Annotated in this window: 13 protein-coding genes; 2 read left to right on the forward strand and 11 right to left on the reverse strand. The window is 58.3% G+C overall.

The features are described 5' to 3' along the window. Positions 1-9 precede the first annotated feature (9 nt). The 7 genes from BTN45_RS12995 to BTN45_RS13025 all read right to left on the reverse strand — a co-directional run bounded on the left by BTN45_RS12995 (position 10) and on the right by BTN45_RS13025 (position 7,673). Positions 10-1,143, reverse strand: a complete 1,134-nt coding sequence (locus BTN45_RS12995; RefSeq protein ID WP_207588198.1) for a mannitol dehydrogenase family protein — start codon at positions 1,141-1,143, stop codon at positions 10-12. Then, positions 1,140-2,150 (reverse strand): zinc-binding alcohol dehydrogenase family protein, encoded by a 1,011-nt coding sequence (locus tag BTN45_RS13000; protein ID WP_207588200.1) that lies wholly within the window; start codon positions 2,148-2,150, stop codon positions 1,140-1,142. The genes BTN45_RS12995 and BTN45_RS13000 overlap by 4 nt, the downstream gene beginning before the upstream one ends. Positions 2,151-2,153: 3 nt before the next feature. Continuing rightward, on the reverse strand, positions 2,154-2,975 hold the full coding sequence (locus tag BTN45_RS13005) for an amidohydrolase (RefSeq protein ID WP_004444194.1): 822 nt from the start codon (positions 2,973-2,975) through the stop codon (positions 2,154-2,156). A 4-nt stretch (positions 2,976-2,979) separates the two neighbouring features. Beyond that, positions 2,980-3,993, reverse strand: a complete 1,014-nt coding sequence (locus BTN45_RS13010; protein ID WP_207588202.1) for an aldo/keto reductase — start codon at positions 3,991-3,993, stop codon at positions 2,980-2,982. 66 nt (positions 3,994-4,059) lie between these two features. Next, positions 4,060-5,001: an ABC transporter substrate-binding protein gene (locus BTN45_RS13015; protein ID WP_207588204.1), complete on the reverse strand. Its 942-nt coding sequence runs from the start codon at positions 4,999-5,001 to the stop codon at positions 4,060-4,062. A 75-nt stretch (positions 5,002-5,076) separates the two neighbouring features. Continuing rightward, positions 5,077-6,099, reverse strand: coding sequence for an ABC transporter permease (locus BTN45_RS13020; RefSeq protein WP_004444206.1), 1,023 nt, complete (start codon positions 6,097-6,099; stop codon positions 5,077-5,079). Positions 6,100-6,107: 8 nt separating this feature from the next. Continuing rightward, positions 6,108-7,673, reverse strand: a complete 1,566-nt coding sequence (locus BTN45_RS13025) for a sugar ABC transporter ATP-binding protein (protein ID WP_207588206.1) — start codon at positions 7,671-7,673, stop codon at positions 6,108-6,110. Between the two features lie 254 nt (positions 7,674-7,927). Here BTN45_RS13025 and BTN45_RS13030 point away from each other — a divergent pair, with 254 nt between their 5' ends. Both BTN45_RS13030 and BTN45_RS13035 read left to right on the forward strand, forming a co-directional pair. Further along, entirely contained in the window at positions 7,928-8,620 is a 693-nt protein-coding gene (locus BTN45_RS13030) for a FadR/GntR family transcriptional regulator (RefSeq protein ID WP_004444212.1), read from the forward strand. A 42-nt stretch (positions 8,621-8,662) separates the two neighbouring features. Then, positions 8,663-10,195, forward strand: coding sequence for an altronate dehydratase family protein (locus tag BTN45_RS13035; protein ID WP_207588207.1), 1,533 nt, complete (start codon positions 8,663-8,665; stop codon positions 10,193-10,195). 85 nt (positions 10,196-10,280) lie between these two features. On the opposite strand, the gene purH is transcribed toward BTN45_RS13035, so the two are convergent. The 4 genes from purH to htpX all read right to left on the reverse strand — a co-directional run bounded on the left by purH (position 10,281) and on the right by htpX (position 16,185). Then, positions 10,281-11,897, reverse strand: a complete 1,617-nt coding sequence (purH, locus tag BTN45_RS13040) for a bifunctional phosphoribosylaminoimidazolecarboxamide formyltransferase/IMP cyclohydrolase (protein ID WP_006700260.1) — start codon at positions 11,895-11,897, stop codon at positions 10,281-10,283. Positions 11,898-12,044: 147 nt separating this feature from the next. Next, on the reverse strand, positions 12,045-13,712 hold the full coding sequence (locus BTN45_RS13045; protein ID WP_207589739.1) for a heparinase II/III family protein: 1,668 nt from the start codon (positions 13,710-13,712) through the stop codon (positions 12,045-12,047). Positions 13,713-13,837: 125 nt separating this feature from the next. Then, the gene (locus BTN45_RS13050; RefSeq protein WP_207588208.1) at positions 13,838-15,223 is read right to left on the reverse strand and encodes an RsmB/NOP family class I SAM-dependent RNA methyltransferase; all 1,386 of its coding nucleotides are present in this window, start codon (positions 15,221-15,223) and stop codon (positions 13,838-13,840) included. Beyond that, the gene (gene htpX / locus BTN45_RS13055) at positions 15,220-16,185 is read right to left on the reverse strand and encodes a zinc metalloprotease HtpX (RefSeq protein WP_207588213.1); all 966 of its coding nucleotides are present in this window, start codon (positions 16,183-16,185) and stop codon (positions 15,220-15,222) included. The genes BTN45_RS13050 and htpX overlap by 4 nt, the downstream gene beginning before the upstream one ends. Positions 16,186-16,267 lie beyond the last annotated feature (82 nt).

Raw genomic sequence — 16,267 nt, forward strand, 5'->3', positions numbered from 1 at the left:
AAAGCTCCGTTACTTTCTGATGGTGGCAAGCGCCGCGCGCAGCTTTGATTGCGGCAGGCTCAATCCCAGCCGGTCCGCTGCGGCAATGACCGGAGCAAAGCGTCGGCGCTTCTTCTCATCGTGATTACCGGCGATATCGGCCAGTCGATGGGCAAGGAAGGGATTGCGTAAACGCTCCCGCAGCACGCCGATATAGGCCTGCGCATCATTTCCCATGCCTTCAGCAATAAAGACCGGCAGAACCTCGTCGCGCCATAACGTTTCCAGATCCGCGACCAGCGCGTTGTCGTCCATTGCCTGACGCACCGTCTCGTCCTTCGTCCGCGCATCCTGCAGCCAGCGTTCCGCCAGATAGGAATGGCCGAGATTCAGCAGGAAAAGCTTCAGCTTTTCATAGTGATCGAGATCGTCCGTCAGCACCACGGCAGGGTGAGTGCAGGGCAGGACAAGCCCCTCCTGATTTTCGATCGCCCAGAGCGCGTAAGGCTCCGCCACTGCACCTACCGGATCGATAGGCTCGGAAACGATGCGATCGACCAGGCTATTGGCGAAACGGCACTTTTCGTTCAGGTAAAAGGCAAAACCCGCCGGCAATTGCCATTCATCGGCAAGCCGGCGAATGACCTCTTTCAGCTTTTCGCCATTACGCGGCACAAGTTCACAAGGAAAGATGGACACGGGCGCTTCCGGATTGCGCTGAAAACGTTCGAGCAGCAAAATGCAGAGTTTCGCCGGAAAGCTCCTCGGGACGGCCGTAAAATCCGCCGCGAGATCTGCGCCATCCGCAGAATGAAGCTCATAACCGCGGTCTCCGGTATTGGACAAGATGACAGCAGCTTCGCAGGCGAGGCGGCGTACTTCCTCCCATTCAGTTGCCGAGGTCAGGGCCCGCGCGACAGCCTTGCCCTCAATTTCCTCATCCACGTTCCGCCCGTCACGGATGCCGCGAATGCGCACGGGGTAGGGCGCGCCACTATTCAGCGCCGCGACACGCTTCAGGCTTTCCGCATTGCCGGTTGTCTGGACAATCGCGATGCGACCGATAGCCTCGTCCTTTTCCAGCGCTTGCGAGACAAAGAGGTCCGCATGCGCCAGAAGAAAGCGGCTGGTACCGAATTGCAGGATGGGCGTCTCGGGCGTCATGCGACCTCCACCATGCCTTTGATGACTCCGGCTTTCGGATCGGTCAGCCCTGCGAACTGCGATGGCACGTCGGCAAGCGTCATGCGGTGCGTAATCAGCGCCTCAGGTACTTTCCCTTCCCGCAATGCCTGCAACACGCGTTCGAAATCCTCAGGCGTCGCATTTCGGCTGCCGAGCAGCGTCGTTTCACGTTTGTGGAACTCCGGATCGTTGAAGCTGATATCGCTCGCGACGATGGAAACAAGCACATACGAACCGCCATGGCCGACGAAGGAAAAGCCGCGCTCCATGGCTTTAGGATTACCGGTCGCATCGAAGACCGCATCGAAGAAATCACCGTTGGTAATCTCGGAAAGACGATCTTTGTCACCGTCCCCAAGCGTCACTGTATGGGCGACGCCGAGATGCTCCTTGCAAAAATCCAGCCGGTCGGTGCGGCCATCGATCATCGTGACTTCGCCGCCATCGAGAACCGCGAAAACCGCAACCGCCATGCCGATCGGTCCGGCGCCGACGATCAGAACCTTCTGTCCTTTCTCGACATTGCCACGGCGCACCGCATGCGCGCCGATAGCCAGAAATTCGGTCATCGCCGCCTGGTCGAGGCTCAGCCCTTCAGCCTTCAACACGAATTGCTGCGGCACGTTCAGATATTCCACCATGCCGCCATCACGATGAACGCCGAGCACGCCGATATTGCGGCAGCAATTGCTCTTGCCCTTCAGGCAGGCGCTACATTTTCCGCAAGAAATATACGGAATGATGGTAACAACGTCGCCGACGGACAGATGGCTGCCTTGCGGCGCCTCTTCAACCGTACCGGAGAGCTCATGGCCCATGATCCGCGGATAAGAGAGGTAAGGCTGATTGCCGGTGAAGATGTGGAGATCCGTACCGCAAACCCCGATGCGACGGACGCGCACCAGCACCTCACCTTCGCCACGCACAGGTTTAGGCAGATCCTTGGCGCTGAGTTGACCGGGAGTGTCGCAGAAAATCGCCAGCATGGATCACCTGTGGGAAAGGGAGTAAAAACGAATGGCGTTACCGCCGAAGACTGCCGCATGGTCCGCTGCCGGCACGATATCGCGACAGAAGTCCAGCCATTCCTGATAATCGCCCGCCAGTCGCAAAACCGGCCAGTCGCTGCCGAAAATCACCCGGTCTGCGCCGAACAGCTCCAGAATGGTTTCGGCATAGGGCCGCACTGCTTCCGGTCGCTGATCGCCGCGCTCGGTCAGGAGGCCGGAGAGCTTGCAATGGACATTGGGAAGAGCCGCCAAAGCGCCCATATCCTTGCGCCAGGCGCTGTAGTGGCCGGTCGCAATCAGCGGCTTGGCACCATGGTCGATGACAACAGGCAATTGCGGGTGACGCCGGGCAAACGCGAGGAGATGCGGCAGATTGGGCGGCAGGACCAGCGCATCGAACGCCAGGCCGTGGTTCACCAACGCCGCCACGGCGGGATCGAGCAGCGGATCATCGATCCATGCCACGTCTTCCATGCCCTGCAGCATCGGGCGCACGGCTTTGAACGCCCGATGTTTTGCCCGGCGGGCGATTTCCGTTGCAGCATCGGGAGACTTCATGTCCACCCAGCCGACCACACCTTTGATGAAATCTGTTTCTTCCGCCAGCGCCAGCATGAAATCCGTATCAGCAGCCGTCTCCATCGTCTGAACCAGCACGGTGCCGGAAATTCCGGCCGCGGCCAGCAATGGCGATAGATCCGCTGGAAGAAAATCCCGGTAGATGGCGGCGAGCGACGGCGGCGGCCATTGGCCGGCACGGTCCTTCATTAACCAGAAATGCTGGTGGGCGTCGATAAGCATTGCCTCAGGCCTTTCCGCCCGGCACCGGCGCACCTTCGGCGATCAGACCGCGTCTGTGCAGTTCCGCCCAGAACTCATCCGGAATAGATTGTTCGAACCATTCGATATTGGAAGCGAGCTGCTGCGCATTCCGCGCGCCCGAGACGACGGTGACCGAAGCCGGATGGGCCAGCGGAAATTGCAATGCAGCCGCCTGCAGCGACACACCGACTTCTTCGCAGACACCCTGCAGCGCATCAACCCGCGTAAGGATATCGGCAGGCGCATCGGCATAATTGAATTTGCGGTTGCCCGCGAGAATGCCGGAATTGAAAGCACCGGCGACAACGATGCCCACACCGCTTTCGGCGCAGCGGTTCATGAAAGCAAGGCTCTGCTGCTCCAGCAGCGTATAGCGGCCGGCAAGCATGGCGACGTCGATGTCAAAGACATCTATGGCGTCGTTGACAATTTCCCACTCGTTGACGCCAAGGCCGATAGCGCCAGTTGAACCTTCCTCACGCAGCTTGCCAAGCGCCCGGAAGCCGCCGCCAGCGGTCAGCTGCTCCCAGTAATGCTGGTGCTTTTCGCCATGGGTGTAGGAGCCGATATCGTGCACATAAAGAATATCCGGCTTCAGAACGCCGAGCCTCTGCTGGCTGGCCTCGAAAGAGCGTAGAATGCCATCATGGGAATAATCATAGAACGGGCGGAAGGGTAGCGGCGCAATATAGGCATCCTCTTCCGGGCCCACGGTCTCATCGGGAACCATGACGCGACCGACCTTGGTGCTCAGCGTATATTCGCTCCGGTCATGCTCCGTCACCATGGTCCCCAGGCGACGCTCCGACCGCGTATATCCATAAAACGGCGCGGTATCGAAATAACGCATGCCGCTTTCCCATGCCTTGTCAAACGCTCCCTTGGACTCTTCATAGGGCGTAACGCGGTAGAGATTGCCCATCTGGGCGCAACCGAGACCCATGACGGTAACGTCGACGGCGCGGCGCGGCAATTTACGTGTATCGGAGACTTTCATCGCGGAGACTTTCCAGCTTGCCTTTGGAAAGACGCGCCGCCGGTGAAGCGGCGCGTCATCGCTTGATCAGTAAAGAACGTTCTTTGCTTCCGGCTTTTCGATATTGTCCTTGGTGACAACAACGACGCCGGTGTCGACGAACTTCTCGACCTTTTCCTTGTTGATGAGCTTGGTGACGGTTTCGACGCCCTTTTCACCCATCTGATAGGAGCCCTGAACCACGATTCCGGCGAGCGTGCCGTCCTTCACGAAGTTCTGCAGATCCTGGTTGCCGTCGAAGCCGATGGCGACGACCTTGCCGGCCTTGCCTGACTGGGCGAGCGCACGGCCAACACCGATGGCCGTCGGCTCATTGGCGCCGAAAATGCCCTTCAGGTCCGAATTGGCGGCCAGAACGTCGGTCGTCTGGTTCAGCGCGGTCGCCATCTGCGACTGCGAGTAGAACGGGCCGACGATCTTCAGGTTTGAGTTCATCTGGATGTAATCGGTGAAACCGCCGACACGGCCGATTTCAGAACCAGCCCCGGCGACATAGGACATGACGGCGATCTTGCCTTCCTTGCCCACCTTGTCGATCAACGCCTGCGCTGCCAGTTCGCCGGCTTTCTTGTTATCGGTCGCGAGGAACGACTGGTAATATTGCTCAGAGCCCTTGGCGAGCTGCGAGTCGATGAGAACGACGGGGATACGGGCTTCCCAGGCCTTCTTGACAGCAGGCACCAGCGCGTCCGGATCGGAAGGTGCAAGCACAATGCCGGCGACCTTACGGTTGATGGCGTTCTCAACCATGTTAACCTGGTCGGCAATGGCCGATTCCGCAGCCGGACCCTGGAAGGTCATGGTGTTGCCTGGAGAATTCTTCATGGCCGCATCGGCGCCCTTCTGGACGTTCTGCCAGAAGGTCGAATTGACGGTCTTGACGATGACGGCGATTTCACCGGCCTGCACGGTGGAAACGCTCCACAGCGCGATTGCGGATGTCAGAAGGGCAGTCGCAATTTTCTTCATTTCTTCCTCCGTGATGTCGGCATACCGGGCCTCCCCTGCCGATCTTTTGTGCGGAAAGGGTCCGCAGCCCTTTGATCAGCGGCGGTTGCGCAACTGGTCGATCCAGACGGTGACCAGAATGACGAGGCCGATGATGATCTGTTGCGTGAAGGCAGAGACGCCATTCATATTAAGACCGTTGCGCAGGATGCCGATGACGAAGGCGCCGATGGCCGTGCCTGAAATCGTGCCCACGCCGCCGATCAGCGATGTGCCGCCGATAACCGCGCTGGCAATGGCATCCAGCTCATACATCACACCTTCGTTGGGCTGGGCGGTAACGAGGCGCGACATCAAAACGCAGCCCGTCAACCCAGCAAGCGTACCGGAGAGGATGTATGTGAAGTTGGTGACGCGGGCGACGTTGACGCCGGAAAGACGTGCGGCGTCTGCATTGGAGCCCACGGCATAGATGTGGCGGCCGAGGATCGAGCGGTTGAGCATGAAGGACACAGCAAGCGCAATCACCACCATCAGGATGACAGGGTAGGGGATGCCTGGAAATACGACATTCGGAAAGCCATCATCACCGATATTGACGATGCGGAAAAGGGCGCCGTTGCCAAGTTCGCCGAAGGATTCGCCGAGGCCGGACACGGCGCGCGCACCGGTGATCTGCAACGCCACACCGCGGGCAATCAGCATCATGCCGAGCGTGGCGATGAAGGGCGGCAGCTTGAAGCGCGTGACCAGCAGCCCGTTGATCAGCCCGCAGAGCGAACCCGTCAGAATGCCGAGCAACATGCCGACCGGCACCGGCATGCCGAGTTCCTTCACCGCAAGAGCGGCAACAACCCCTGCAAGAGCCAGCACCGAACCGACGGAAAGGTCGATGCCGCCGGTGATGATGACACAGGTGGCGCCAATGCCGAGCAGAGCGATGGACGTGACCTGCAACGCGATCGTCATGCCGTTATTGACGGTAAAAAAGGCGCTGCTGGTGGCGGAGAACACCGCGACAAGGGCGAACAGGCTGCCGAGCGCGGCAAATTTCTGGATGATGTCCTTCTGGCGATCGCTGACAGCGAAGCCCTTTTTGGGTTCTGCAATATTGGCCATGTCGTTCCTCACTGCGCGGCCCGGCCGTAACCGGACGCATACCGCATGATTTCTTCCTGATTGGTCTTGGCGGTTTCGAGCACGCCCGTAATCCGGCCCTGGTGGAAAACCGCGATGCGATCCGTCAGCCCCAGAATTTCCGGCAGCTCCGAACTGATGAGAATGACGCCGATGCCCTGAGCGGCCAGCTCATCCATGATCTTGTAGATCGCGAATTTCGCACCGACATCGATGCCACGTGTAGGCTCATCGAAGAACAGGATACGGGATTGGCGGAACAACCATTTGCCGATGATGATCTTTTGCTGATTCCCCCCCGATAGCAGGCGCACGGTCTGCTCGATGGAAGGCGTGCGGATATTCAAGAGGTCGACGTATCGCTTGGTGACCTCGTCGTGTTTCCTGAAGTCGATCAGGCCAAAACGGTTGGAAAGTTCGCCGAGATTGGCGAGCGTCGTATTGGCCGCCACCGACATCTTGATGGCGAGGCCGTCGCTTTTCCGGTCTTCCGAGAGATAGGCGATGCCTTCTTCAATCGCATCCTGCGGTGAGCTGATCGAAAGCTCGCGCCCATTGAAGGTGATCTTGCCGGCATCGAGCGGGTCCGCCCCAAAAATCGCCCGCGCGACTTCCGTTCGACCTGCGCCCATAAGGCCGGCAAAACCAAGGATTTCGCCACGCCGAAGCGAAAAACTGACATCGCTGAACACGCCGTTGCGGGTCAGCCCATCGACGGAGAAGATGATATCGTCCGTCGGGCGCGACGTGCGCTCGGGGAATTTATCCTCCAGCGAACGCCCGACCATACGCGTGACGATGTCATCAACGGTGATGGAGGCGAAGTCGTCGGTCGAAATATAACGTCCGTCGCGCAAGACCGTCACACGATCGACGATCTCGGCCATTTCGTCGAGACGGTGAGAAATATAGACGATACCGACGCCGGAAGCCTTGAGGTCTCTGATGACCTTGAAGAGAAGGCGGGTTTCCTGCTCCGTCAGAGAAGAAGTCGGCTCATCCATGATGAGCACTTCAGCATCAAGAGAGAGCGCCTTGGCGATTTCCACCATCTGGCATTGGGCGACGGAGAGGCCGCGGACGATCTGATCCGGATCGATATCGACACCCAGCCGGTCGAGACAGCGCTTGGCATCGAGGCGCAGCTTCTTGCGGTCAACCAGGAAACCGCGACGCGGTTCGCGCGCAAGATAGATGTTTTCGGCGACGGAAAGATGCGGAACGAGATTGAGTTCCTGGTGGATGATGGCGATGCCGGCAGCTTCGGACTCGAGCGGGGAGGCGTATTGCACCTTCACGCCCTTGTGCAGGATGGTGCCATCACTTGGCTGGTACACACCGCTGATGATTTTCATCAGCGTCGATTTTCCCGCCCCGTTCTCGCCACAGACAGCATGCACCTCGCCTCTGCGCAGATCGAAATGCACATTCGACAAGGCTTTGACGCCGGGGAACTCCTTGCTGATATTTTCGAGACGCAGAAGGGCCGAACGCTCCGCGCGCGCCATCTCCTCAGGCGAGTACTCGCCCCGAATTGTCGATGCGCCCTGCGACATCTGGAAACCTCCCACCCGTATCCCCGCTCCACCGGGGTCATGAACAGGTCAAATGGTTAGGCCGGTTTTTTTAAATGGTCAAGCCAATTAGCTGACAATTTGCGAATCCGGACTCATAGCGAAAATTTCATATCTAAACTGCTTCGGTAAAAAACATGTAATTTCACATATTTAAGTAATTTCTTGCGTATTGATACGCTTGGCGCTACGGTAAGGCCAAATATGAACTTCGGACAGGACTTGTCGTAAAACTCATGAGTGGTCAGGCCAAAATAGCGGAGCCGCGCAGGCTTTATCAGCAGATTGCGGACCAGATACGCGAACTCATCGATCTGGGTGAATTCCTGCCCGGTACGCGGCTTCCCGCCGAGCGGGAACTGGCTCAGAAGCTCGGTGTATCGAGGCCTTCGTTGCGCGAGGCCCTGATTGCGCTTGAGATCGACAACACAGTGGAAATTCGTATGGGTTCCGGCGTCTATGTTTCGGCGGAAGCGCTGCAGACGACCCACCATACCAAATCGCTTGGCGATAGCCCCTCCGAACTGATGCAGGCGCGCGCCGCATTGGAGGGTGCCACCATCGTGCTGGCGGCAAGCCGGATGACCGATGAAGCGATCGCGACCCTGCGCCAGATACTCAATACCATGCAGAGGGAAATAGAGGCCGGTCGCAAGCCGCTGGACCAGGACCGGCTGTTTCACGTCACAATAGCGGAGCAATCCGGTAACAGCGTTTTAGCCCGAATGGTGGCCAACCTTTTCGATGAGCGCCATAGCCCCATTTCGGCCCAGCTCCGCGTGAAGTTTGAAGACCGCGATACCTGGACCCATGCTCTTCAGGAACACGAGGCCATTCTCGCCGCGCTTGAACTGAAAGACCCGCTGTTGGCGCAGGCCGCCATGCATACCCATCTGGAAGGTTCTAAGAGACGCTGGGTCGAAAACTGACCCAGGAACATAGCAGGCAATATACCGGGAGGAGGAACATCCGTGAGTGAGAATTCCGAGGCAACCATTTTGCTGAACGCCAACGACAACGTTGCGGTGGCGCGTCGGTCCATCCCGGCGGGCGGCGCGACGGGCAGGGGCGATCTGGCGGCGCTGGAGTTGATTGGGCGCGGGCACAAGGTGGCCCTTAAATTCATCAGATCCGGAGATGAGGTGCTGAAATACGGGCAGGTGATTGGCATCGCCACCCAGGACATCGAACCTGGTCGGCACGTGCACCTGCACAATCTTGCCATGGTGCCTTCCGAACACGCGCATCAGTTCAGCGTCGACATTGAGGAGAAGGGCATGGTGCCGGAAGCCGAGCGCCGTACCTTCATGGGATATGACCGTGGCCTCGGCGGTGTCGGAACGAGAAACTATATCGGCGTCATCGCTTCTGTGAACTGTTCCGCCACGGTGTCGCGCTATATCGCCGATTATTTCAACAAGCAGGGCGGCCTTGATGGTTTCGACAACGTCGATGGCGTCGTGGCGCTGACCCACGGCGGGGGCTGCGCGCTGAATACAAAATCGGAAGGCTACCGTCTGCTGATCCGCACCATCCAGGGCTATGCCCGCCATCCTAATTTTGGTGGCATCCTGTTGATCGGCTTGGGCTGTGAGACCAACCAGATCGCGCCTATCCTCGAACATTACAAGATGGAGGAGGGCGAGCGGCTGCGCACCATGACAATCCAGCAGCATGGCGGCACCCGCAAAACGATCGACGCGGCAATTGCCGAGATTAAGGCCATGCTGCCGATGGTCAATGCCGCACGCCGTACGGAACAGCCTCTTTCAAAGCTGAAAGTGGCGCTGGAATGCGGCGGTTCCGACGGATACTCCGGCATTTCCGCCAACCCGGCCCTCGGATATGCCTCCGACCTAATCGTCCGCAATGGCGGCACCACAGTTCTCTCCGAAACGCCGGAGATTTACGGCGCCGAACATCTTTTGACCAAGCGCGCCATCACCCCTGCCGTCGCCGAAAAGCTTTTGCAGCGTATCGACTGGTGGCGTGATTACACGGCTCGTAACGGCGATGAACTCAACAACAACCCCTCTCACGGCAACAAGCTTGGCGGCCTGACAACCATTCTGGAGAAATCGCTGGGCGCGGTCGCCAAGGGCGGATCCATGCCGTTGAAGGCGGTGTACGAATTTGCGGAGACAGTAACGGAGCAGGGTTTCGTCTTCATGGACACACCCGGTTACGACCCTGTCGCCGTGACAGGGCAGGTTGCCGGCGGCTGTAACGTCATCTGTTTCACCACCGGCCGCGGCTCGGTTTCCGGCTTCAAACCCGCGCCATGCATCAAGATCGCTACAAATTCCGAAATGTATGAACACATGAAGGAAGATATGGATTTGAACTGCGGCGAGATCGTTACCGGGAACGAAACAATCGAAGAATCCGGCGAAAGAATTTTCGAACACATCATAGCGGTGGCCTCCGGCAACAAGACTGTCAGCGAGATTTACGACTATGGCGATAATGAATTCGTGCCCTGGCAGGTCGGCGCAGTGACCTGAGCCCCTCACGCCACTGTCCCACGTGAAACAAAAAAGGCCCGAAGAGCGATTCTTCGGGCCTTGTTCATTTCTGATCATATTGCGCTTAATGGCGGAAGTGACGCATGCCAGTAAAGACCATCGCAACATCGTGCTCATTGGCAGCGTCGATCACTTCCTGATCGCGCATGGAACCGCCGGGCTGAATAACGGCAGTCGCACCAGCGGCAATCGCCGCAAGCAGGCCATCAGCAAAGGGATAAAAGGCTTCCGAAGCGACGGCAGAGCCACGGGTCAGCGGTTCAGCCAGACCGAGAGCCCTGGCGGCATCTTCGGCCTTCTGAGCCGCGATACGGGCTGAGTCGACACGGCTCATCTGGCCGGCGCCGATACCCGCTGTCTGGCCGTCCTTGGCGTAGATGACGGCGTTGGATTTCACGTGCTTGGCGATCTTGAAGGCAAACTTCATGTCTTCAAGTTCCTGCGCCGTCGGCGCGCGCTTGGTGACGACCTTGAGATCCAGATCTTCGACCATGCCATTATCGCGACTTTGGACCAGAAGGCCGCCCGAAACCGTCTTTGCGGTAATGCCGGCCGCGCGCGGGTCAGGCAGGCCGCCGGCTGCCAGAAGTCGCAGGTTAGGTTTGCGGGCAATGATCGATTTTGCTTCTTCTGTAACATCAGGTGCGATGATGACTTCAGTGAAAAGCTTGACGATCTCTTCCGCCGTTTCCGCATCAAGCGTGCGGTTGAGAGCGATGACGCCGCCGAAGGCCGAGACGGAATCGCATGCCAGCGCTCGCCGGTAGGCTTCTGCAAGCGTCGGACCGGTCGCGACGCCACAGGGATTGGCGTGCTTGATGATTGCAACGGCCGGCGCATTTTCCGGCAGGAACTCCGCAACCAGTTCGTAAGCGGCGTCGGTGTCGTTGATATTATTGTAGGACAGTTGCTTGCCCTGAAGAAGCGTCGCTGTTGCCACGCCAGGCCGCTTTTCTCCGGTCAGATAAAAACCGGCACTCTGGTGCGGGTTTTCGCCATAACGCATCTTTTCCTTCAGCACGCCGCCAATGGCGCGGTAGTCAGGGGTTTCGATAGCGAGCGCCTCGGCAAACCAGTTGGAAATCATTGCGTCATAAGCAGCCGTGCGGGCATAGGCCTTGGCGGCGAAGCGCTGGCGCAGCGCATAGCTTGTCTGTCCGTCATCGGCCTGCAGGGCTTCAACCAGATCAGGATAATCGGACGGATCGGTCACCACGGTCACATAGGCATGATTCTTCGCCGATGCCCGGATCATGGCCGGACCACCAATATCAATGTTTTCCACCGTGGTCGGATAATCGCCGCCCTTGGCGCGAACGTCCTCGAACGGATAAAGATTGATGACAGAAAGATCGATCGCCTCAATACCGTGAGCCTTCATCGCATCCACATGTTCGGCATCATCCCGGATTGCCAGAAGCCCACCATGCACGTTGGGATGCAGGGTCTTGACGCGGCCATCCATGATCTCGGGAAAATTGGTGACCTCGGAGACATCCGTCACCGGCAGACCCGCATCGGCAATAGCCTTTGCCGTTCCGCCCGTCGAGAGCAGCTTGACGCCGAGTTTGGACAGAACTGTCGCCAGCTCGATAATGTCGGTCTTGTCGGACACGGAGAGCAGCGCCGTGCGAATTTTGACCTTGTCGGGAGCGGGAATTTTTTTGGATACGACGGCCATCGAATATACTCCGTTAAACGGGGAGGACAGGCTGGAACGGGTTTTCCAGCGATTGCCGCCGCGTTAACACAGCTTACCGCAAGAATAAACAGCGGGGACGTCGAAGGATAAAAACTAGGGTATTTTTGCCGAATCCAGGGGAAAGGCTCAGGCCTGACGCTCGATAAGCCACCGAATCTCCCGCGTGTTGGCGAGATTGAACGGTAGCTCGATCTGCTGCGATGGCCGCATGCCGGACGCATCGGCCATGAACACGTCCTCGGTCACGAAAAGCTCCAACCCCGGTGCCGTCAACAGCCAAGTGGTTCCGTCCGCGGCCTCAAGATAAATTGACTCATCATCCCGTTGGTGCAGCTGGATATGGGGGTGGATGTGGAAACGCGAAACCGCCGAGACCGACTGGGTCTGCGCGTTTGCGGCATTATGATCGGCCCTTAGCAGGTCACGACCCTTTATCTTGGTGCCAGCGGCATTCAGCTCTATCTCCCGTTCGTGATAACAGCCGAAGTTGTGAAGATATCCGTCATGCGCCGCCCATAGGACATCATTGCCGTTTGCACCCGTTTCGCGCCGGCTATCGACCTGGCTGACACCGGAAACCATGATCGGTCCGAGCAATCTGGACCGCGACAGTCTGCATGAAGACGTGTCGGCGAGCGTGACGGTGGAATGAGCAGCGGTCGACCGGCTAGCGCGTTGATATTCAGGCGCCGCGTTTCGCGGAAACCCGGAATTGACGATGAAGCGGTTTTTTCCGCATGACATCTCGAAAGAGAGGCAGCCCGAATGCGCGTTACGTGAAAGCTCGGCCGAGCCAGGATAGCCCGTATCCACGATAACCACTGTCTGGCCCGCGGCAAGGCGGTGATAATTCACATCCGGCAACACCTTGGAAGGCCGGCCCGCTGTCTCATCATAACGGAGCACCGAAACAAGCTCATTGGCGAGCGTGGCCGTTGCGCCGTTGAACAAGGCGAGATCGCCGCCCTGGTGCCGAAAAAACCGTATCGCCGGAAACATGCGGTCTATCGCAGGAACCAGCCCGGACGGCAGGTCATGGCCAAGATTGATATAGCTTTGTCGAAGGGGCAGAAGGTCGAGCAGCAGATCCAGCATCACCCGCGGATTGCGGGAGACATGCCCGCCATCGGGCAGGATCTGGCGCTCCATTTCCTGAGCCAGCTTCATTCCGTGCCGCGCGATCCGCGACATCCGGGTGGGCATGGCGATAGAAGCCATGGCAAGCGCGATCCTGATCCGCAGCCTCACCTCCCCATCCGGCGCGTGCCTGACGATTTTCTCGAGGTAGCGTACGTGAAAGACCAGGCTTTTCAGAAACCGGCGATAAAACCCCGCATCTGCTTCGTACAGGACCACCGGCGAGTGGGAAAGCCAGGCGATCAATCGCTGCGCTGCAATTTCCGGAGCCCATGCAACCCCCGCAAGCTTTTTGCCATGGATGGCCATCCATTCGGCGACGATACGGCGGGCCTTCCTGCATGCCTCGCTCGATCTGTCGGAACGGATGTGGCGCAGCCAGCTAAACGCATGCAGCCGCTCTTCAAAAACAAGCGAAGGATATTCCACCTGAAAAGGCGAGTGGCCACCGGTTTCCATGACACGGCCGGCAAGCGCGATACGGCCGCGCAGCAACTCCTCGGCAAAATAGGGATCGATTGCCCGAAGATCCGTCGGTGCCGCAACCAGCCCCTCCGGCGCACGATTGGCAAAACGTGAAACATGCAGACGTAACGGCGTGAGGCCGACACACAGATGGCGATACGCCATCCGCGAAAGAAGACCGGCGGCATTCATGCTGCCTGCAAAGGACCCTAACAAGCTGTGTTTCCCGTTTCACATGTTTTGTTTTTATCAGTGAACAGTGATGACCGGAACGTTATCGACAATTATCCAATGATTCGCGAAAGCTTGGCTTTTTTCTACTTCTTACGCAAGACACTGCTAAAAAACCCATCGACCCCCCCGAACATGTCGGGCGTGGTGCGAAGGTCACCCTCGGCGTTGATCGCCGCTTCCATTCCCGGCAAATCCTCACTGTGGACGGCGACACGTTCTACATCGGGATTTTCCGCCAGGACTTCGGCAATCATCGCCTCACCTTCGGAAGGATCGAGCGAGCAATTGGAAAACACCACGATACCGCCTGGTGCAACCAGCGTCAGCGCGTGCCGCAACATCTGGCCCTGCAGAGCAGCCAGCTTGGCAATATCGGCCTCGTCCTTCGTCCAGCAAACATCGGGATGTTTGCGCAATGTCCCGGTTGAAGAGCAGGGTGCGTCGAGTAGAACGGCGTCAAAAAGCTGCTCCGGCTGATACTTCAACATATTGACCTCAACCGTTTCAGCCTGAAGGCCAAGCCGGTCGAGATTTTCCCTCAGGCGACGAAGACGATTGCCAGACTGATCCAGCGCCGTCACTTTCGCACCCGCAAGTGCAAGCTGGGCCGTCTTGCCGCCCGGAGCGGCGCAGAGATCGGCGATACGCTTGCCTGAGATATCTCCCATTAATCGCACGGGCATGCTGGCTGCAAGATCCTGCACCCACCAGGCACCTTCCGCAAAACCTTCAAGAGAAGGTATCTGGCCTTCAAATTCACCCAGGCGCACGCTGCCATTCGGCATGACGGTTCCGCCCAGCTTCTCAGCCCAGAGGGCAGGATCGGCCTTGACGGTAAGGTCGATGGAAGAAGGTGTGAGCTGCGCGTGAGAGATGCGTTGCGCCACCTCATGCCCATAGGCCGAAACCAGCCTTGCGTAGAACCAGTCCGGCAGGACCGACACACTGGCGACGGCCTTTTCGATTTCGGCCTTCTCACGACCCAGCCGTCGCAGAACCGCGTTGACCAGCTTTACGAAGCGCCTGTTGCGTGGATCACGATGCGCCTGCTCGACAGCGAGATCGACGGCCGAGTGATCAGGGACATCAAGGTAGAGCATCTGCGCCGCGCCAACGACGAGAATGTGGTGCAATGACCGCGCACCCTGCGGCAACGGGCCATCCAACAGCATTGACAGCGCCGTTTCGATCCGAGGGAGGTGACGAAGCGCGCTATTGACGATGGCTCTCACCAGCGCTCTGTCCGCGGGCGACAGCGCGCGATAAACAGGATTGCCATTTTCGCTGTCCAGCATACCGTCCAGCGAGGTTTTCTTTTCCAGAACGGCGGCCAATATGCGGGCGGCAGCTATGCGCGCAGGAAGACCGGGTTTGTCCTGGAAAGACGAAGGGCCGTCTTCACGGCCCCTGCCTTGCGCCAACCTCGGTTTTTTGGACCGCGACGGCTTATTGTGAATATCTGATGTCAAGACCAAGGTCCCTTGCGCTCATTTTCATTGCCGCGTCCCCAGCCTGTCTTGGGAACCGAACCCGATTTGCGCTCAGGTCTATCACCCGATGGCGGCTGCGTCGATCCTCGCGGGGAAAACTCCTGTGCCATCGCATGCAACGCCGCCACCCGGTTTTCCGTATTCGGGTGCGTGGAGAAGAGATTGTCCATACGTTCACCCGAGAGCGGGTTGATGATGAACATATGCGCTGTTGCCGGATTGCGCTCCGCGTCGTCATTGTGGATACGCTGCGCCATGCCGGAAATCTTTTGCAACGCCGATGCAAGCCAGAGAGGATTGCCACAGATTTCAGCGCCACGCCGGTCGGCGGAATATTCGCGAGTTCGGCTGATCGCCATCTGGACCAGCATTGCGGCAAGCGGTGCGACGATCATCGCAACCAGGACGCCGATGAATCCGAGAGGGTTATTATTGTTTTCCCGATTGCCGCCAAAGAAGAACGCGAAGTTGCCGAGCATGGAAATCGCACCCGCCAGCGTAGCGGTAATTGTCATTGTCAGCGTATCCCGGTTTTGCACATGCGCCAGTTCATGCGCCATCACACCGGCCACTTCCTCGGGCGTCAAACGCTCCAGCAGACCCGTTGAAGCAGCAACAGCGGCGTTTTGCGGGTTCCTTCCCGTCGCAAAGGCGTTTGGCTGCGGGCTGTCGTAAATATAGACCTTCGGCATCGGCAGGCCGGCATTGTGCGAGAGATCGCGGATCATGTGGAAGAATTCAGGCGCATTCGCCTCATCGATTTCCCGGGCATGATAGGCCGAGAGAACCATCTTATCTGAATTCCAGTAGGAAAAAAGATTCATGCCGGCAGCCATGACGAGAGCAATCATCATGCCGCCCTTGCCCCCGATCAGAAAACCGACGCCCATGAACAATGCCGTCATGAAGGCCAGAAGCATTGCCGTGCGCATCATGTTCATCCGCTGAAATCTCCCTGTCGTGGCCGGAATTCTCATCGCCGGATTATTCCGGGGTTTAAAAAATCCCTATGGGTATATAATC

The organism is Rhizobium sp. ZX09 (genome assembly GCF_017357485.1).
Taxonomy (GTDB): Bacteria; Pseudomonadota; Alphaproteobacteria; order Rhizobiales; family Rhizobiaceae; genus Agrobacterium; species Agrobacterium pusense.